We start from the raw sequence: 18,845 nt of genomic DNA, 5'->3' as shown, positions 1-18,845 counted from the left end.
GCCGGCAAATCCCGTACACGCGACCACCATACTTCTACGCCCGCACCGGTCGGCCCCAGCGCCGACCACCCCCCGCCGGCGCCCAACCCCCGGCGTTCAACCGCTGAAACGGGGGTCCTGTAAATGGAGTGGCTCCTTCTGGGCGCAGGCCTCCTGCTCATCCTCGGCACCGGGTTCTTCGTTGCCGTTGAATTTTCCCTCGTGGCCCTTGACCAATCAAGTGTCCAACGCGCCGTGGACGACGGCGACAAGGCCGCCGTGCCGCTGCTGCGCTGCCTGAAATCCCTTTCCACCCAGCTCTCCAGCTGCCAGCTCGGCATCACCTTGACGACACTGCTGACCGGTTTCCTCATTGAACCGTCGCTGGGCTCGCTCCTTGCCGTGCCGCTGGCCGGACTCGGGGTTCCCGAGGCGGCCGTGGCGCCGATCTCGCTGGCCACCGCAATGGTGGTTGCCACCTTGCTGTCCATGCTTATTGGCGAACTGGTCCCGAAGAACATGGCCATTGCGCGGTCCTTTGAAATCGGCAAGGCCGTGGCCCGCCCGCAGTTGGTCTTCACCGCCGTGTTCAAGCCGGCCATCGTGGTGCTCAACGGCTTCTCCAACAAGGTGCTGCACCTCTTCGGCATGGAGGCCAAGGAGGAAATCTCCGGGGCCCGGTCCCCGGCCGAGCTGGCCTCCCTGGTGCGCCGCTCGGCCGCCATGGGCACGCTCGATGAGGGCACGGCCCGTTTCGTGGCGCGTACGCTCAGCTTTGGCGAGCGCACCGCCGCAGACGTCATGACGCCGCGCATGCGCGTGGAAACCATCGAATCCGAACAATCCGTGGCCGACATCATCGAGGCCGCCCGGCGCACCGGATACTCCCGCTTTCCCGTCATCGGGGATTCCGCCGACAACATCCTGGGCGTGGTCCACCTGAAGAAGGCCGTCTCCATTCCGTTCCGCAAGCGGGCCACGATCGAGGCCGGCGCCATCATGACCGATGTGCTGCGCGTGCCCGAAACGGTCCACCTGGACGCCCTGATCCTGGAACTGCGCGAAGGCAACCTGCAAATGGCCGTGGTTCAGGACGAATACGGCGGAACCGCCGGCGTCACCACCCTGGAGGACCTCGTGGAGGAAATCGTCGGGGAAGTCTCCGACGAACACGACCGGACCAAGCCGGGCATCCTGCAAAGCGCCGACGGCAACTGGTTCTTCCCGGGCCTGCTCCGCCCGGACGAGGTCTCCGAGCGCATCGGGCCGCTGAACGTGCCCGACGAGGCCGGCTACGAAACCGTGGGCGGCTTCATGATGGCCGAACTTGGCCGCATCGCCGTGGTGGGCGACACCGTCCCCGTGGAAGGCGGCACCCTGGTGGTGGACCGGCTGGAACGGCACCGCATCGACCGGATCTGCTTCATTCCCGCACCGCAGCCGGACACGGGGGAGACCCCCATCGTGCCCGAAGCCGGCACCGAGGATTCCAAGGGCGGTGATTCGCTGTGAGCGCCGGAGCCGGAATTGCCTGGCTGGTGGTGCTGCTGTTGGGAAACGCGTTCTTCGTGGCCGCCGAATTCGCCATCATGTCCGCCCGCCGAAGCCAGATTGAACCGCTGGCCGACGCCGGGTCCAAACGCGCCAAGATCACCCTGGGCGCCATGGAAAACGTCTCGCTCATGCTGGCATGTTCGCAGCTGGGCATCACCGTATGTTCCCTGCTGATCCTGAACGTGGCCGAACCGGCCATCCACCACTTGCTCGCCGCACCCTTGCACGCGCTGGGCATCGCGGACAACATCTCCGGCCCGCTCGCCTTCGTGGTGACGCTGCTCATCGTGACGTTCCTGCACGTGACGTTCGGCGAGATGGTGCCCAAGAACATGAGCGTTTCCGCCGCGGACAAGGCGGCGCTGCTGCTGGCCCCGCCCCTGGTGGTCATCGGCAAGGTGGTGCGCCCCGTGATCGTGGCATTGAACTGGACCGCCAACCACATTGTGCGGTGGTTCCGGATCGAACCCCAGGACGAGGTCTCCTCCACCTTCACGCTCGAGGAGGTGCAGTCAATCGTGGCCGAGTCCACCCGCAGCGGACTCGTCGATGACCAGACGGGCCTCATCAACGGCGCCCTGGAGTTCTCCCGCCAAACGGCGCAGGGCATCATGGTGCCGCTGGAGCAGGTGGTGACCTTGCCGGCGTCGGCCACGCCCGTGGACTTTGAACACAAGGTGGGCAAGACCGGATTCTCCCGCTTTGTCTTCGCCGACGACTCCGGCGCCTTGCTGGGCTACCTGCACCTGAAGGACGTGCTGCCCATTCCGGTGGAGCGGTACGAGATGCCCATCGGGGAGGGGCGCGTGCGTTCCATGGTCAACCTGGCCGTGGACGAGGAAATCGAGGATGCGCTGGCCATCATGCAGCGCACGGGATCGCACGTGGCACGCGTCATTTCCGCCGAAGGGCGGACCGTGGGCGTGCTGTTCCTGGAGGACGTGATCGAGCAGCTGGTGGGCGAGATCCGCGACGCCACCCAGACGCACATCCACGAACGCCGAAAGGCTTGATGCGAATCATTCCCAATTAGGTTATGCTGATGAGAGTCTTATTGGTAATTATTCTCATTAGCAACCCTTGAAGGAATCACATGCGCCTCCGCCGCCCCCACCGAAGTGCCCTCATCGTGGCCCTTGCCGCGTCAGCTTCGTTGCTGTTGGGCGCCTGTGGGGGCGGCGCCTCCGCAGGTGGAGGCAACGACGGCAAGATCTCCGTGGTTGCCTCCACCAATGTGTACGGCAGCATCATCTCCGCGATTGGCGGGGACAAGGTCTCGGTGTACTCCATCATCGACCGGCCCGACGCCGACCCGCACTCCTACGAGGCAACGCCGCAGGACAAGCTGGCCATGTCCAAGGCGGCGTTCGGCGTGGAGAACGGCGGCGGCTACGACGACTTCTTCGGCCAGCTGGCCTCCGGCGTGCTCGCCGACGACAAGATCGTCAACGTGGCCTCGCTGTCCGGCATGGATACCGGCGCCGCGGACTTCAACGAGCACCTCTGGTACTCCTTCCCCGTCATGGACACGCTCGCCGACCAGCTGGTGGCCCGGCTGAGCGCGGCCGACCCCGCCGGCGCCGCGGCGTTCAAGGACAACGCCGCCACGTTCAAGAAGCAGCTTGGCGCCCTCGAGGGCCAGCTGGCAACGGTGAAGAAGAGCTACGACGGCACCCCCGCCGCGATCACCGAACCCGTGCCGCTGTACATGCTCACGGCGGCCGGGCTCGTGAACAAGACGCCCGAGGCCTACAGCAAGGCCGTCGAGGATGGCAATGACGTGCCGGCCGCCGTGTTGCTGAAAACCACTGCGCTGTTCAGCAGCCACGAGGTCAAGCTCCTGGCCTACAACACCCAAACCGAAGGCCCGCAGACGAAGGCCGTGCTCGACGCCGCCCAGGGCGCCGGGATCCCCGTGCTGGACGTTTCAGAAACCCTGCCGGCCAACACCAGCTACCTGCAATGGATGACCGCGAATGTCGGGAACCTGTTGAAGGCGCTGGCCGGATAACCTTGGACTACGGCAGTAAAACCCGCACCAGCACGAGCCCAAGGATAGTCATGCCCCCACCCGTGGTCAGTCTTCGTGACGCACGCCTGCGTTACGGCCAGCGAACCCTCTGGGACGGGCTGGACCTCGACATTGCCCCCGGCGAGTTCCTGGCCGTCCTGGGCGCCAACGGCAGCGGCAAGACCAGTTTTCTGAAGGTGTTGCTCGGCCTTTCCCCGCTCAGCTCGGGCACCGTTTCCATTGGTGGCGAGCCCGCCAGGCGCGGCAGCCGACGCATCGGCTACGTGCCCCAGCAAAAACACTTTTCCCCCGATACGCCCCTGCGGGCCCGCGACCTGGTGGGCCTGGGCCTTGACGGCCACCGCTGGGGCGTGCGCCTGCACGGGCGCGGCTACCGCGAACGCGTCGACACACTGCTGGCCAAGGTCGGTGCGAGCGACTACGCGAAAATGCCCGTCGGCATGCTCTCCGGCGGTGAACAGCAGCGGCTGCGCGTGGCGCAGGCGCTGGCCAGCGACCCTGAGGTCCTGCTGTGCGACGAGCCGCTGCTCTCCCTCGACCTGAACCACCAAAAGGCCGTCAGCGCCCTGGTGGGCCGGCAGGCCAAGGACCACCAAACCGCCGTCGTCTTTGTCACGCACGAGATCAACCCCATCCTGGACCACGTGGACCGGGTGCTGTACCTGGCCGGCGGCAAGTTCCGGATCGGCACACCCGAGGAAGTCATGACCACCGAAGTGCTCTCCGAGCTTTACGGCACGCACGTCGAAGTGCTCAACACCAGCGGCGGGATCGTGGTGGTGGGCCGGCCCGACTCCGTACTGGACGGCCACCTCGTGGACGACCGGCCGGAGGAGGCGCTGTGAACTGGCAGGACTATCTGAACTCGGTGTTCGACTTCACCAACTACGGGGAGCTGCTGCCCCTGTTCCGCGACTCGATCCTGGCCGGCGCCGTGCTGGGCCTGGTGGGCGGGCTGATCGGCACGTTCGTGATGATGCGGGACCTCGCCTTCGCCGTCCACGGCATCGCCGAGCTCTCCTTCGCCGGGGCGTCCTTTGCCCTCCTGATCGGCGCCGACGTCATTGCCGGGTCGCTCGTGGGGTCGGTCCTGGCCGCACTGCTGCTCGGGGTCATGGGGGTCCGCGCCCGCGGCAAGAACTCCGTGATCGGGGTGATCATGCCGTTCGGCCTGGGCCTGGGCATCTTGTTCCTGTCCCTGTACCAGGGCCGGGCCGCGAACAAATTTGGCCTGTTGACGGGCCAGATCGTCTCGGTGGACTCCAACCAACTGACCGTCCTGGCGTCGACTGCCCTGGTGGTCATCCTGGGGCTCGTGGCCATCTGGCGCCCGCTCACCTTCGCCAGCGCCGACCCCGACATTGCGGTGGCGCGCGGCGTGCCGGTCCGGGCACTGTCCCTGGCCTTCATGTTCCTGCTCGGAATTTCCGTGGCCCTGTCCATCCAGGTGGTGGGCGCCCTGCTGGTGCTTGCCCTGCTCATCACACCGGCGGCGGCCGCCCTGCAGGTCACGGCCGCGCCGAAGATGGTGGTGCTGCTCAGTGTCGCGTTCGCCATGATCTCCACCGTGGGCGGGATCATGCTGGCGCTGGGCGGGAGCATCCCGATCAGCCCCTACGTGACCACGTTGTCGTTCCTGATCTACGTCATTGCCCGCGTGGTGGGTGCGGTGCGGCGCCGCCGCGGCTGGTCCGCCCGGACTTCCGCGGCCACCGCCTGACAGGGACCAACTCGCCCTAACGCCGCAAGGAACTATGGGTTTAGCGTTGAGCCATGGACTGGTTCGGCGCCTCCGGCTACGACCTTGCCCGCTGGGTGCTCCAACGCGGCATCGCCACCGTCTACGTGATCGCGTTCGTCTCCAGCGCCCGGCAATTCCCGGCACTGCTGGGCACGCACGGGCTGCTGCCGGTGCCGCGCTACCTGGCCCGTGCGGGGCGGCCGCCCGGCCCCACGCTTTTCCGGTGGCGGTATTCGGACACCCTGTTCCGCTGGCTTGCCTGGTCGGGGGCGGCGCTGGCACTCGCCGTGGTGCTGGGGCTTCCGCAACGCGGCCCCGCCTGGGTACCCATGGCCGTCTTCGCCCTCTTGTGGCTGGGGTACATGTCCATCGTGAACGTGGGCCAGGTGTTCTACGGTTTCGGCTGGGAGATCCTGCTGCTGGAGGCCGGCTTCCTGGCCGCCTTCCTGGGCTCGGATGAAACCACGACGCCGGTCATCACCCTTTTCGCCTTCCGCTGGCTGGTGTTCCGGCTGGAGTTTGGCGCCGGCATGATCAAGATGCGCGGCGACCCGGCCTGGCGGGACCTGACCGCGCTGTACTACCACCATGAAACCCAGCCCATGCCGAACCCGCTCAGCTGGTGGTTCCACCACCTACCCAAACCGCTGCACAAGGTGGAGGTCCTGGGCAACCATGTGGCCCAACTCGTGGTGCCGTTCTTCCTCTTTGCACCGCAGCCGGTCGCCACCGTGGCGGCCGGCATCGTCATTGCGACCCAATGCTGGCTGGTGCTGTCGGGCAACTTTGCCTGGTTGAACGTCATCACGATCGTGCTGGCGTTCTCCGCGGTGGCCACCCCCACCGGGGCGGGCACGGCGGCCGGCGGGCCGGGCAGCCCGGCCTGGTTCGTCGCCGTCGTGCTGGGCATGGGCGCCCTGATGCTGGTGCTGTCCTGGTGGCCGCTGAGGAACCTGTTCTCCCGGAACCAGATCATGAACGGCAGCTTCAACAGGTGGCGGCTCGCCAACGCCTACGGCGCCTTTGGCACCATCACCAGGGAGCGGTACGAGGTGGTGGTGGAGGGTACCAACGGGGATCCGGACACCGGCGACTGGCTCGAGTACGGCTTCCACGGCAAACCGGGCGAGCCCGGGAGGATGCCGCGGCAATTTGCGCCCTACCACCTGCGCCTTGATTGGCTCCTGTGGTTCCTGGCGCTTGGCTCGCCCGGGCTGAACTGGTTTGTGCCGTTGTTGAACAAACTGCTCGACGCCGATCCGGCCACCCTGCGGCTGCTGCGCCACGACCCCTTTGCCGGGACACCTCCGGCCTGGGTTCGGGCGCGCATTTTCAGCTACCGCTACTCCACCTGGGCGCAGTGGCGGGCCACGGGGGACTGGTGGGTGCGGGAACCGCTGGGCGACTTCGTGCCGCCGTTCAGTGCCAGCGGCTAAGTGGCCGGAACTACTGAGCTTTCGGAACTACTGGGCGGCCGTGCACTCCGGGCACAGGCCGTAAATTTCCACGGTGTGCTGGACCTGGGTGAAGCCGTTTTCCTGGGCGACCCGCACGGCCCAGCTTTCCACGGCGGGCGCCTCGATCTCCACGGTCTTGCCACAGTTGCGGCACAGCAGGTGGTGGTGGTGGCTTGTGGCCGAGCAGCGCCGGTACACGGCCTCGCCCTCGCCGTTGCGCAGCGTGTCAACGAGGCCTTCATCGGCCATGGACGCCAGGATCCGATAGGTGGTGGCGAGGGAAACCCGGGTGCCGTCCTCGTGGAGCATGCGGTGCAACTCCTGCGTGCTGACAAAATCCACCAGGGTGTCCAAGGCGGCGCTGATGGCCAGGCGCTGCTTGGTGACGCGCTGTTCCTTCACCGGCACTTCCGACATGCTTGCCAACCCGCTTCCCATCTTTTAGTCCAATTATCCAGCCTAGCGCACGCGGCCGGGCATATGCTGGCTCCATGTTGCTGACGAAATTCACCCATGCCTGTGTCCGCCTCGAACAGGAAGGCCGGGTGCTGGTGCTGGACCCCGGTGTCTTCTCCGAAACCGCACAGGCGCTGGCCGGAGCGCACGCCGTGCTGATCACCCACGAACACCCCGACCACATCGACCAGGGCGCCGTCGTCGCAGCGCTCGAAGCCAACCCGGAGCTGCCGCTGTACGCCCCGGCCGTGGTGGCCGCCGCACTGCGCGGTGCAGCGCCCGCCGCAGCCGGCCAGATCCACGACGCCGCCGCGGGGGACACCTTCACGGTGGCCGGATTCGCGATTCGCTGCTTTGGCGGCCAGCACGCGCTGATCCACTCCTCGATCCCTGTGGTGGCCAACGTCGGCTACCTGGTGGACGGCTCCGTCTACCACCCGGGCGACTCCCTGACGGTTCCGGCGGGGGTTGAGGTAGGCACGCTGCTGGTCCCGGTCCACGCCCCGTGGTCCAAGGTGGCCGAAGTGATCGACTTCGTGGTGTCGGTGCGCGCGCTGCGGGCCTTCCAGATCCATGACGGGCTGCTGAACGAGACAGGCCTCTCGTTCACCGAATCCCACATTGGCCGGATCGGCGCCCAATACGGCACCGAGTACCGCCACCTTGCCCCCCTGGAGTCCGTGGAGGTCTAACCCCGCCAGATCCCCGTTTCAAAGAACGCGCCGATCGTGGCCAGGTGCGGGGCGGGGTCCAGGCCCTTCTCCGCCAGCCATTCGGGGTTGTTGTAGCTGCCCGCGTACCGTTCGCCGCCGTCGCACATGAGCGTGACGATGCTGCCGCGCTCCCCGTTGGCCACCATGTCGGCCACGAGCTGCCACACGCCCCACAGGTTGGTGCCCGTGGAGGGCCCGGCGGACATACCGGCCAGCTGGGCAAAGTGCATCATGGCGGCCACCGAGGCGGCGTCCGGGATCTCGATCATGTGGTCGATGACGCCCGGCACAAAGCTGGGTTCCATGCGCGGGCGGCCGATGCCCTCGATCCGGGAGGAGCGGCCCGTCACGACCGAGGGGTTGGCGTCCCGCCAGGCCGGGTAGAACGCCGAGCCCTCCGGGTCAACGACGGCCAGCCGGGTGGAGTGCCCGTGGTAGCGGATGTAGCGGCCAATCGTGGCGGAGGTGCCGCCGGTTCCGGCGCCCACCACCACCCAAGCAGGTTCGGGGAAGCGTTCGTGGGAGATCTGGGTGAAGATCGATTCGGCGATGTTGTTGTTGCCGCGCCAGTCGGTGGCCCGTTCCGCATACGTGAACTGGTCCATGTAGTGGCCGTTGGTCTCGGCGGCGATGGCGGCGGCCGCGGAATACACCTCGTCGGCGGCGTCCACGAAGTGGCAGCGCCCGCCGAAGCTTTCAATGAGCGCAACCTTTTCCGGGCTGGTGGAGCGGGTCATGACCGCCACGAAGTCCAGGCCCAGGAGCTGGGCGAAGTAGGCCTCGGAGACGGCGGTGCTGCCGGAACTGGCCTCCACCACGGTGGTTCCCTCGCTGATCCAGCCGTTGACCAGGGCAAAGAGGAACAGGGACCGGGCCAGGCGGTGCTTGAGGCTGCCGGTGCGGTGGCAGGACTCGTCCTTCACGTAGAGGTCCACGCCCCAGTGCGCGGGCAGCTCGATCTTGTACAAGTGGGTGTCGGCGCTGCGGTTGTTCTCGGCCTGGACCTTTTGCATGGCCTGGTGTGTCCAAGCCCAATCGGGCGCGTGCTGTGTGCTCATAACGCACAGCTTAACGTGACTTGCCGCGATAGCTTTAAGCAACATCTTTGTGAAGGAGCCCCCATGCCTGTTTTGACCACCGCCGACGAGCTGGCCGCCCGCCTGTCCGCCGGGACGCGCACCGTGCTGTTGGATGTGCGTTGGGTGCTCGGTGACCCGCACGGCCGTGAAGATTACCTGGCGGGGCACCTGCCCGGCGCCGTGTTTGTCGACATGGACACCGAACTTGCCCGGCACGGTGAGCCCCGCGACGGCCGGCATCCGCTGCCCGCCGAGGCCGACTTCCAGGCCACCGTGCGCCGCTGGGGCATCAACGCCGGGGACACCGTGGTGGTGTACGACGACGCCGGATCGGCCGCCGCCGCCCGTGCCTGGTGGCTGCTGGGTTACGCCGGGATCGAGGACGTGCGCCTGCTCGACGGCGGATTGGCGGCCTGGCGCGCCGCCGGCCAACCGCTCACCCAGGGTGAGGTCAAGGCCGAGCCGGGCGACGCCGTCGTCCGCTTTGGTGCAAAGGCCACGGTGGACACGCAGGGTGCCGGTGAGTGGCCGGGGCACGGGATCCTGCTCGATGCGCGGGCGGGGGAGCGGTACCGGGGCGAAAGCGAGCCCATGGACCCGCGCGCCGGCCACATCCCCGGAGCCGTCAGCGCACCCACCATGGAGAACCTGGCGGCGGGGAAGACTTTCCTGCCGGCGGCGCAGCTGCGTGAGCGGTTCGCGGCACTCGGCGTCCGGGACGGGGCCGAGGTGGCCGTGTACTGCGGCTCCGGCGTGACCGCGGCGCACCAGATCGCGGCCCTGGAAATTGCCGGGTTCACGGCGACACTGTACCCGGGATCGTGGTCCGCCTGGTCCAACCGGCCGGAGCTGCCGGTGGCGACGGGTGCCAACGGCGATAGTGTTGAACCATGACGCAAGCAAAAGCATATGCAGCAACCTCCGCCACGTCCGGGCTCAAGCCCAGCACCATCGAGCGCCGCGAACCCGCCCCCCACGACGTGGAGATCGCGATCGACTTCTGCGGGCTCTGCCACTCCGATGTGCACACGATCCGCTCCGAGTGGGGACCGGCCAGCTACCCGCTGGTTCCGGGGCACGAAATCGTGGGACGCATCAGCCGGCTTGGCACCGATGTCCTGGGCTTTGCCGTAGGGGATACCGTGGGCGTTGGCTGCATGGTGGACTCCTGCCGGGAATGCGACTCCTGCCTGGAGGGCTTTGAGCAGTACTGCGAAAACGGCAACACCGGCACGTACGGCGTGGCCGACAAGCGCAACGGCGGCGAGCTCACCCAGGGAGGCTACGCCTCCTCGATCGTGGTCGATGAGAACTATGTCCTGAACGTCCCGGCGGGCCTGGACCCGGCCGCCGTCGCACCCCTGCTGTGTGCCGGCATCACCACGTACTCGCCGCTGCGCTACCTGGACGTCCAGGACGGCGACAAGGTGGGCGTGATCGGCCTGGGCGGCCTGGGACACATGGCCGTGAAGATCGCCAAGGCCCTCGGCGCCACCGTCACCGTCTTCACCACCTCCCCGGCCAAGGCCGACGCCGCCCGCGAGTTGGGTGCCGACGCCGTGGTGGTCTCCAGCGACCCCGCACAGATGGATGCCGCCAAGCGCTCGCTGAACGCCATCATCGACACCGTGGCCGCCGTCCACGACCTGAACCCGTACCTGCGCACCCTTGACCGCGACGGCGCCCTGATCCAGCTGGGCCTGCCGTCCGAGGCCATGCCCGCCGTCGATCCCGGCCTGCTGATCCGCAAACGCCTGGCCTACGGTGGTTCCCTGATCGGCGGCATCGCCGAGACCCAGGAAATGCTGGATTTCTGCGCCGAACACGGCATTGTCTCCGACATTGAAATGGTGGACGCCTCGGGGCTCGATGAGGCATACGACCGCATGGTGGCCGGCGACGTGAAATACCGCTTCGTACTGGACAACTCAACCCTCTAGGAGCTTTTGTGAGCACGCTTTTTAGCAAGATCATCAACGGTGAGATCCCCGGCCGCTTCCTGTGGCGGGACGAGGACTGCGTGTCCTTTTTGACGATCGGCCCGCTGACCGACGGGCACGCCCTGGTGGTGCCGCGCCTGGAAGTGGACAAGTGGACCGACGCCGAGCCGGAGCTGGTCACGAAGCTGATGGCCGTGGCGCAGACCATCGGCCAGGCCCAGGTGGCGGCATTCGGGGCACCGCGGGCCGGGCTGACCATTGCCGGCTTCGAGGTGGAGCACCTGCACGTGCACGTGTTCCCCGCCTACACGCTGGAGAACTTCGACTTCGGCACGGTGGACAACCACCCGGACCCCGCTGTACTGGATGCCAACGCCGAGAAGATCCGCACGGCGTTGCGCGCGGCCGGCCACGGGGAGTTTGTCCCCGAGGCATGACGCCGGTGGCCGGACCTGGATCGGTGGTCGAGCTTGGACCGGTGGTCGAGCTTGTCGAGACCCTTGCGGCCGAGACGCCCCACGGCCACCGGGGGTTCACCCTGGTGGCCGTGGACGGCGTGGATGGCAGTGGGAAGACCACCTTCGCGGGCACCTATGCTGCCGCACTCCGGGCACACGGGCGCCCCGTCGTCGTCGTCCACGCCGATGACTTCCTGAACCTCCGGGAGGTGCGCCACCGCCGCGGGCGTGCCTCGCCGGAGGGGTTTTGGCTTGATACCTACGATTACGCGGCGCTGGAACGGTGCGTCCTTGCGCCGTTTGGCCCGCAGGGCAACGGCGTCTACCGGGCAGCGTCCTCGGACCACCGCCTGGACGTGGCCGTGGATTCGCCGCCCGTGCGGGCCCGCCGCGGAACCGTCTGCGTGGTGGAAGGCATGTTCCTGCACCGGGGCGAGCTGGCCGGCCGGTGGGACTACTCGGTGTTCCTGCACGTGCCGTTCACCGAGACGGCCCGTCGGATGGCCCTGCGCGACGGCTCACCGGGCGATCCAGAGCATCCTGCCATGCGCCGCTACGTCCGGGGACAGCGCCTGTACTTCGCCGACTCCAGCCCATGGCTGCGCGCCACCCGGGTCGTGGACAACACCGACCCCGCAGCCCCCTTTTTTGCTTCCTCCGCCAGCGCCGGGCCCACGCTGAAAACTCGTTCCTGAAATCTCCTGTGCGCCATTCCGCTTTCGGCTAGCATGCTGGCAACGTACTTTGTCGTCAGGGGGACCGGACCGTGAACATGCTGTGGCCGCGTAATGGTTGGTGCCGCGACGCCAAGTGGGTCCGATGAAGGACGACGCCCCCGACCATTACGCGGGCCTGCCCCGGTCGCCGTCGGGCCGGGTTCCGCAGTGGGTCCTCGACGAGGAGGCCGCCCGGCTCGTCGCCGAGGCCGGCCTCACGCCGGGCAGCGGGCCCGGCGAAGGGCCGGGGCCGGGACGGCCAAAGAAGTCCAGAAGCCCGCACCGTGGCCGTGCCCGTGGCCGGTCCCGCCGCCTGCTGCCGGCAGTCGCCTTGGCCCTGGCGGCCTCGTTTATTGTTAGCTATTTCGTCATGCCCACCCTCCTGCGCCAGGTGGGATCGGCCGTTGGCGGAGAGCAGTTCGACGCGCCACGGTCCGGTTTCAGCCTTACTTCCCAATGGGCTGCCGGATACCCGCCGCGCGGCGTCGAGGCGCAAAAACAGCCGTTGGGCAAGCCCGCCCCCGTGGCACATCCCAGTGAGTCCTACGACTTCATCGACGGCGATTCAAAGGAGAACTTTGTTGCCTATGACCCCTGCCGTCCCATCCACTATGTGACGCGTCCCGACAACGCACCCGCCGGCGGACGCGCCCTGATCACGCAGGCTGTGGCCGCGGCGTCGAAGGCAAGCGGGCTGGTGTTCATCGACGACGGCGACACCACCGAGGGCGACAGCAAGGACAGGAGCCCCTATCAGCCCGATCGGTACGGCAAACGCTGGGCACCCGTGCTGATCGTATGGGCCACAGCCGCGGAACAACCCCAATTCGCCATGAGCGCCGGTGTCGACGCGAAGAACGTGGTGGGGCTTGGCGGCAGCCAGGCCATCCTCGGGGACGCGGGAAGCGAAGTATTTGTCACCGGCGACGTCCAACTCAACGCCCCGGCCCTTGACGAAACGCTCGCGGGGCCCAAAGGAGCAGCCCTGGCAGGCGCCGTGATCGAACACGAATTGGGGCACGTTCTCGGACTGGGGCACGTGCAGGACCCCACCCAACTGATGTATGAACAAAGCCGGGACAATGTCACCGGTTATGCGGCGGGGGACCTCACGGGGCTCGCGCGGCTGGGCGAGGGAAAGTGCTTCCCCAACCACTAGCGGCGCCGGCTGTGCGCTAGGCCATCGCCTTGGCCAGTGCCACGCGGATCCGCTTCTCCGACACCGAGTACGCCGTGCCCAACTCCACCGCGAACAAGCTGACCCGCAGCTCCTCGATCATCCACCGCACATGTTCCAGGGCCGCCGTGGACCGCTGCCCGGGCACCAACGCCGCCACGGCGTCGTCGTACTCGTCCTCGAGCCGCTGCACGGCCGCCATCGACGCCGCGTCGCGGGCAACGTTGGACGGCAGTTTCTCGAGCCGTTTCTCGATCGCCGACAGGTACCGCGGCAGCTGGCTGAGCTGGGCAAAGCCCGTCTTGGCCACGAAACCCGGGTAGACCAGCAGCTCCAGCTGCTGGCGGATGTCGTTCAGGGCGCTGATCAACGGCAGGCTGGTGGTCTCCCGCAATTTCTTGCCGATGCGCAGGTTCGATGCCAGGACCCGTTCTACGACGGCGGTCACCGAGAACACCGTGTCAATCAGCTCGGCCCGGACCACCTCATACAACGCGTCAAAGTCCTTCTCGGTCCACGGCAGGGCCGCGGGCGTGAGCTTGTCGATCGTGGCCAGGGTGCAGTCGGCAATCAGGTCCGTGACGCTGCCGTGCGGGTTTTGGCTGAACGTCAGCTTCTCCGTGTTGCTCAGGTGGTCCAGCACGTACCGGTCCGGGGACGGCACCCGCAGGGCCAGCAGGCGGATGACGCCGCCGCGCATCGCGGCATCCGCCATGTCCTGGCGCTGGAAGACGCGGACGCCGGCCGCGGTGCCCTCATCGACCAGTGCCGGATAGCCCGTCACGGTGTGCCCGGCCACGAGCCGCTTGACCTCCCGCGGCAGCGCACCCACGGTCCAGCTTGTGAGGCCGGAGCGTTCCTGGATGCCGTCGGTGGTATCGGTGGTCGAGCTTGTCGAGACCCCCGATCTCGACAAGCTCGATCCACGGTCGGGGCTCGATCCACGGTCGGGGCTCGATCCACGGGGCGAGACCGTCTTCGGCGTGGCGCCCAGGGACTCGGCGATGGCGCGCCGCGTGGCGGGAGCCAGCTGTTCCTGGAGTTTAGCCAGGTCCTGGCTTTCCTCGAGGATCTTGCCGTTCTTGTCCACCACGGAAAACGTCATGCGCAGGTGCGTGGGCACGGCGTCCCAGTTCCAGGAGCCCGGGGGAATGACGTGTCCCTTGAGCCGGCGCAGGGCCAGTTCCAGGGACGGCTCCAGCGCGTCCACGGCCGGGTCGAAGTCCTCCGCCAACGCGGCGGCGGCCTGGCGTGCCACATCGGGTGCCGGGATGAAGTTCTTCCGGACGGCCTTGGGCAGCGACTTGATCAATGCCGTGACCAGTTCGGCGCGCAGCCCCGGGATCTGCCACCTGAACGGGGCCTCCTGGAGCTGGTTGAGGAACAACAGCGGCACCTGCACGGTGACGCCGTCGGACGGGTTGGGGGCGGAACCGGGCGCGGTCGGATGGAATTCGTAGCTGAGGGGCAGCTCAAATTCGCCCTGGATCCAGGTCTTGGGGAACGCGGCCTCGTCGAGCCCGGTTTCCTCGGCCATGACCACCTGGGCGTCAAAGTCCAGGAGCGCCGGGTTTTCATGCCGGGCACCCTTCCACCACTTGTCGAAGTGCCGTTCGGACACCACCTCGGCGCCCACGCGCTCGTCGTAGAACTCGAAGAGTGTCTCGTCGTCCACGCGCAGGTCGCGGCGGCGCATGCGGGTTTCCAGTTCCTCCACCTCGGCCAGCAGGGCCTGGTTGCGGTGGAAGAACTTGTGGTTGGTGTGCCAATCGCCCTCCACCAGGGCATGGCGGATGAACATCTCCCGGCAGAGTTCCGGATCGATCCGGCTGTACTGGATGCGCCGGTCCGGCACGATCGGCACCCCGTACAGGGTGACCTTCTCGTGCGCCATGACGGAGCCCATTTTCTTGGACCAGTGCGGCTCACTGTAGCTGCGCTTGACCAAGTCCGGGGCCACTTGCTCGGCCCACAGGGGATCGAACTTCGCGGCCACCCGCGCCCACAGCCGGGACGTTTCCACGAGCTCGGCGGCCATGACCCAGTCGGGGGACTTCTTGAACAGGGCCGAGCCCGGGAACACCATGAACTTGGTGCCGCGCGCGCCGGCGTATTCACGCTTGCGTTGATCGTAGAGCCCGATGTGGCTGAGCAACCCGGTCAGCAGGCTCATGTGGATGGCGTCATGGTTTGCCACGGGGTCGATGTCGCCGCCGGGGACCTTGATGTCCAGCGACTTGGCCATTTGGCGCAGCTGCGTGAACAAATCCTGCCACTCACGCACCCGCAGGTAGTTAATGAACTCGGCCTTGCACAGCCGGCGGAACGCGCTGGAGGACAGCTCGTTTTGCTTTTCCTTGATGTAGCGCCACAGGTTCAGGAAGCCGGTGAAGTCGGAGTTCGCGTCCACGAAGCGTTTGTGCTTTTCCGTGGCCAGCTGCTGCTTGTCCGTGGGGCGCTCGCGCGGGTCCTGGATGGTGAGGGCGGCGGCCAGCACCATGACCTCCGCGGCGACGCCACGCTTGGCGGCCTCGACGATCATGCGGCCCAGGCGCGGGTCCACGGGCAGTTGCGAGAGCTGGCGGCCGACGCCGGTGATGCCGCCTTCCGCGCTGACGGCACCGAGTTCGCGCAGCAGTGTGACGCCGTCGGTGATCGCACGGGAGTCCGGCGGCTGCACGAACGGGAACTTCTCCACGTCCTTGGGTCCCTTGGCAACTCCCATCGCGGTCATCTGCAAGATGACGGCGGCCAGGTTGGTGCGCAGGATTTCCGGGTCGGTGAACTCGCTGCGGGCGTTGAAGTCCTCCTCCGAGTACAGGCGGATGCAGATGCCGTCGGAGACGCGGCCGCAACGGCCCGAGCGCTGGTTGGCGGACGCCTGGGAGATGCGTTCGATGGGCAGGCGCTGGACCTTGGTCCTGTGCGAGTAGCGGGAGATCCGTGCCGTGCCCGTGTCGATGACGTACTTGATGCCCGGCACGGTTAGCGAGGTTTCGGCGACGTTCGTGGCCAGTACGATTCGACGCCGGGAGCCCGGCGTGAAAACGGCATGCTGTTCGGCCAGTGAAAGCCGGGCGAAAAGCGGCAGGATCTGCACGTCGCGCAGCCGCGGGTTTGTTTTGGCGCGGCCGTGCAGGGCGTCCGCGGCGTCCCGGATTTCACGCTCGCCGGAGAAGAAGATCAGGATGTCCCCGGGCGCCTCCCTGGACAGTTCGTCCACGGCATCGCACACGGCGTCCAGCGGATCCCGGTCCTCCTCGCTGTTGCCGCCGTCAAGGTGACGGTCGGCACCCGCGCCAAGTTCGTCGTCGTCCTCCCCGGGGGTGGCCGAGAGCGGGCGGTAGCGGATGTCCACCGGGAAGGTGCGGCCGGAGACCTCGATGATGGGGGCGGGGCCCTCGGCGGAGCCGAAGTGGTTGGCGAAGCGCTCGGGGTCGATCGTGGCCGAGGTGATGATGACCTTCAGGTCCCGGCGCCGGGGCAGGATTTGGCGCAGGTAGCCGAGGATGAAGTCGATGTTCAGGGAGCGCTCGTGGGCCTCGTCAATGATGATGACGGAGTATTTGCGCAGGAGCTTGTCACGCTGGATTTCCGCCAGCAGGATGCCGTCGGTCATGAGCTTGATCTTGGTTTGCGGACCCACGTGCCCGGTGAAGCGGACCTGGAAGCCCACCTCCGCACCGATCTCGACGTCGAGCTCGCTCGCGATGCGCTCGGCCACGGTGCGCGCGGCGAGGCGGCGCGGCTGGGTGTGGCCGATCAGGCCCTTCTCGGCCAGGCCCAGCTCCACGCACATCTTCGGAATCTGGGTGGTCTTTCCGGAGCCTGTCTCGCCGGCGATGATGGTGACCTGGTTGGCGGCGATTGCGGCCATGATGTCCTCGCGGCGCTCCGAGACGGGAAGCGCGGCGGGGTAGGTGATAGTCAAAGTCATGGTGCCACCCAGTTTATGCGGTTCCACCCCGGACCGCGCCCCTGATGGTCAGCGCGTCCCTGGCGGCAAGAACCAGCCCGACGACGCCGGCCAGGACCACCGCCACCCCCGCCACAATCGCGGCGATGCCCAAGGCGAAGAGCGGCTGCGCCGGGCTGGTGGCGCTTCCACCCGACGCAGCACCGTTGACCATGGCCAATCCGGCCATGAACGCCGTGCCGCCGAGGTAGGCCAGCAGGGCGCCGGTGACCAGCCGGGCGACGATGCGGGTGGAAATCTCCCGCCAGCGCCGGTCCAGGCCGGCCATCCGCGGATCCGGCAGCGACGGGGCGGTGGCAATGCGGCGCAGGGCCAGGAGCATCGACGCGGCCAGGGCCAGCATCACGAGCATCAACGGGACGCCATAAGACCAACCCGGATACGGGCTAGCCGCCGCGCTGCGGGTGGCATCGGCGAGGCGCAGGAGCCGGTAACCGCCCTGGCTGTCCGTGGCGGAAGTAAGGCCCGCGGTCACAAACACGGCCAGGTTTGCGGCCAGGACAAGCAGCGGAAGCGCAAGGGTCCATCGGCGCCGAAGGGAGGACTTCGCCGGGGGCACCGTCGGAGGCACCGTGCTTGCGCTCGCAGTAGCTGTCGCATAGGGCCGTGCCGGCGGCAGGGCCGAGAACAGCAACAGGCCCGCCGTGACGCAGGCGCCGGCCGACAGCGCCAGCGGCAGGCCCACTCGTCCCGCGACCGCAACCGAAGGCCGGAGCAGGGCGATAAACAGGATCACGGCAAAAATTGCCGAGACCATGCCGGGAAGCTGGGCCGTGAGCATGGCCCGGCCCACAGCCGCGTTCGACGGCGGTCCTGTCGGTGTGCCGGCCTTGACGGAACGGGGGGTTCTTTTGCGCGCGACCCAGGAAACAACCGAGGCAACGGAGTATGCCACGGCGGTGGCGACAAGGAGCAGGACAAGCAGGCGGTTCATGATGGACCCTTCAGGTATGGGGCCATTGAAGCATGACGCGCTGGGCGTGTGTGAATCGCGGCAGGCTGCGGCTTGTTTTGGCGGGCCTGTGGAGGACCCGATTCGGGACTCAGTGGGCAGTCTCAGCCGGCGGCGTCGGCGGAATCCGTGAGGCGCTGGAGCAGGGCGGCCAGCTGCTGCTGTTCGGCCACGGTCAACGCGCCCGTGATGGCGTGTTCGGCGGCCAGATGGTCCGGCAGTGCGGCGTCGATGACGGCCAGTCCGCGCGGCGTCAGCGTGACCAGGGTGCCGCGGCCGTCGTCGGGGTTGGCGGTGCGCTGCACAAGTTTCCGCGCCTCCAGCTTGTTCAGGCGCTGGGCCACGGCGCTCGTGGAGATCATGGCGTCGCGGGCCAGCGCGGCCGGCGTGAGGCTGAACGGGCTGCCGCTGCGCCGCAGGGTGGCGAGGACGTCAAAGGACGGAGAATCCAAATCGTGCCGGGCAAAGTTGGCCGCAAGGCGGGTATCGACGGCGGCCGCGGCGCGACCCAGCCGGCCGATCACGGCCATGGGGGAGACGTCCAGCTCCGGCTTTTCCTGATGCCATTGGGCAATGATGCGGTCCAGTTGCTCGGTCATGCACCCACTCTAGCAA

The 18,845-nt window shown here is 67.5% G+C and carries 17 protein-coding genes; 12 read left to right on the top strand and 5 right to left on the bottom strand.

Translation table 11 applies throughout. From position 1 onward, the window contains the following. Positions 1–123: 123 nt before the first annotated feature. The 6 genes from AL755_RS15985 to AL755_RS15960 all read left to right on the top strand — a co-directional run bounded on the left by AL755_RS15985 (position 124) and on the right by AL755_RS15960 (position 6,742). On the top strand, positions 124–1,491 hold the full coding sequence (locus AL755_RS15985; RefSeq protein ID WP_054011854.1) for a hemolysin family protein: 1,368 nt from the start codon (positions 124–126) through the stop codon (positions 1,489–1,491). Next, positions 1,488–2,546 carry a hemolysin family protein gene (locus AL755_RS15980; protein ID WP_054011853.1) on the top strand — a complete coding sequence of 353 codons (1,059 nt, stop codon included), beginning with the start codon at positions 1,488–1,490 and terminating at the stop codon, positions 2,544–2,546. Before AL755_RS15985 ends, AL755_RS15980 begins: the two co-directional genes overlap by 4 nt. A gap of 80 nt (positions 2,547–2,626) precedes the next feature. Continuing rightward, entirely contained in the window at positions 2,627–3,544 is a 918-nt protein-coding gene (locus tag AL755_RS15975; RefSeq protein ID WP_054011852.1) for a metal ABC transporter solute-binding protein, Zn/Mn family, read from the top strand. Between the two features lie 50 nt (positions 3,545–3,594). Then, positions 3,595–4,410, top strand: coding sequence for a metal ABC transporter ATP-binding protein (locus AL755_RS15970; RefSeq protein ID WP_054011851.1), 816 nt, complete (start codon positions 3,595–3,597; stop codon positions 4,408–4,410). After that, positions 4,407–5,285, top strand: a complete 879-nt coding sequence (locus AL755_RS15965; RefSeq protein WP_054011850.1) for a metal ABC transporter permease — start codon at positions 4,407–4,409, stop codon at positions 5,283–5,285. The genes AL755_RS15970 and AL755_RS15965 overlap by 4 nt, the downstream gene beginning before the upstream one ends. 53 nt (positions 5,286–5,338) lie before the next feature. After that, entirely contained in the window at positions 5,339–6,742 is a 1,404-nt protein-coding gene (locus tag AL755_RS15960) for a lipase maturation factor family protein (protein WP_054011849.1), read from the top strand. A gap of 27 nt (positions 6,743–6,769) precedes the next feature. Here the strand turns inward: AL755_RS15960 and AL755_RS15955 are convergent, their stop codons facing one another. Next, positions 6,770–7,171 (bottom strand): Fur family transcriptional regulator, encoded by a 402-nt coding sequence (locus AL755_RS15955; protein ID WP_445290459.1) that lies wholly within the window; start codon positions 7,169–7,171, stop codon positions 6,770–6,772. A gap of 83 nt (positions 7,172–7,254) precedes the next feature. Here AL755_RS15955 and AL755_RS15950 point away from each other — a divergent pair, with 83 nt between their 5' ends. Next, positions 7,255–7,911 carry an MBL fold metallo-hydrolase gene (locus tag AL755_RS15950; RefSeq protein ID WP_054011847.1) on the top strand — a complete coding sequence of 219 codons (657 nt, stop codon included), beginning with the start codon at positions 7,255–7,257 and terminating at the stop codon, positions 7,909–7,911. On the opposite strand, the gene AL755_RS15945 is transcribed toward AL755_RS15950, so the two are convergent. Continuing rightward, positions 7,908–8,990, bottom strand: a complete 1,083-nt coding sequence (locus tag AL755_RS15945) for a PLP-dependent cysteine synthase family protein (protein WP_054011846.1) — start codon at positions 8,988–8,990, stop codon at positions 7,908–7,910. The genes AL755_RS15950 and AL755_RS15945 overlap by 4 nt on opposite strands. A gap of 63 nt (positions 8,991–9,053) precedes the next feature. On the opposite strand from AL755_RS15945, the gene AL755_RS15940 reads away from it, so the two are divergent. The 5 genes from AL755_RS15940 (at position 9,054) to AL755_RS15920 (ending at position 13,284) form a co-directional block, all read left to right on the top strand. Next, on the top strand, positions 9,054–9,905 hold the full coding sequence (locus AL755_RS15940; RefSeq protein ID WP_054011845.1) for a sulfurtransferase: 852 nt from the start codon (positions 9,054–9,056) through the stop codon (positions 9,903–9,905). After that, positions 9,902–10,951 (top strand): NAD(P)-dependent alcohol dehydrogenase, encoded by a 1,050-nt coding sequence (locus AL755_RS15935; RefSeq protein WP_054011844.1) that lies wholly within the window; start codon positions 9,902–9,904, stop codon positions 10,949–10,951. Before AL755_RS15940 ends, AL755_RS15935 begins: the two co-directional genes overlap by 4 nt. 8 nt (positions 10,952–10,959) lie before the next feature. Next, positions 10,960–11,388, top strand: a complete 429-nt coding sequence (locus tag AL755_RS15930) for an HIT family protein (protein ID WP_054011843.1) — start codon at positions 10,960–10,962, stop codon at positions 11,386–11,388. A gap of 5 nt (positions 11,389–11,393) precedes the next feature. Further along, positions 11,394–12,104: a uridine kinase gene (locus AL755_RS15925; RefSeq protein ID WP_202813523.1), complete on the top strand. Its 711-nt coding sequence runs from the start codon at positions 11,394–11,396 to the stop codon at positions 12,102–12,104. A gap of 124 nt (positions 12,105–12,228) precedes the next feature. After that, entirely contained in the window at positions 12,229–13,284 is a 1,056-nt protein-coding gene (locus AL755_RS15920) for a matrixin family metalloprotease (RefSeq protein WP_054011841.1), read from the top strand. A 16-nt stretch (positions 13,285–13,300) separates the two neighbouring features. Here the strand turns inward: AL755_RS15920 and hrpA are convergent, their stop codons facing one another. From hrpA to AL755_RS15905, 3 genes are all read right to left on the bottom strand, one after another. Further along, on the bottom strand, positions 13,301–17,239 hold the full coding sequence (gene hrpA, locus AL755_RS15915; protein ID WP_054011840.1) for an ATP-dependent RNA helicase HrpA: 3,939 nt from the start codon (positions 17,237–17,239) through the stop codon (positions 13,301–13,303). 13 nt (positions 17,240–17,252) lie between these two features. Continuing rightward, complete coding sequence (locus AL755_RS15910; protein ID WP_054011839.1) at positions 17,253–18,212, bottom strand: hypothetical protein; 960 nt, start codon at positions 18,210–18,212, stop codon at positions 17,253–17,255. A gap of 122 nt (positions 18,213–18,334) precedes the next feature. Then, positions 18,335–18,829, bottom strand: a complete 495-nt coding sequence (locus AL755_RS15905; RefSeq protein WP_054011838.1) for a MarR family winged helix-turn-helix transcriptional regulator — start codon at positions 18,827–18,829, stop codon at positions 18,335–18,337. Between the last annotated feature and the right edge of the window lie 16 nt (positions 18,830–18,845).

Origin of the sequence: Arthrobacter sp. ERGS1:01, from assembly GCF_001281315.1 — a bacterium.
Taxonomy (GTDB): Bacteria; Actinomycetota; Actinomycetes; order Actinomycetales; family Micrococcaceae; genus Specibacter.
The sequence above is the reverse complement of the archived record's forward strand: the minus strand, read 5'-3'. Positions and strand labels throughout refer to the sequence as shown.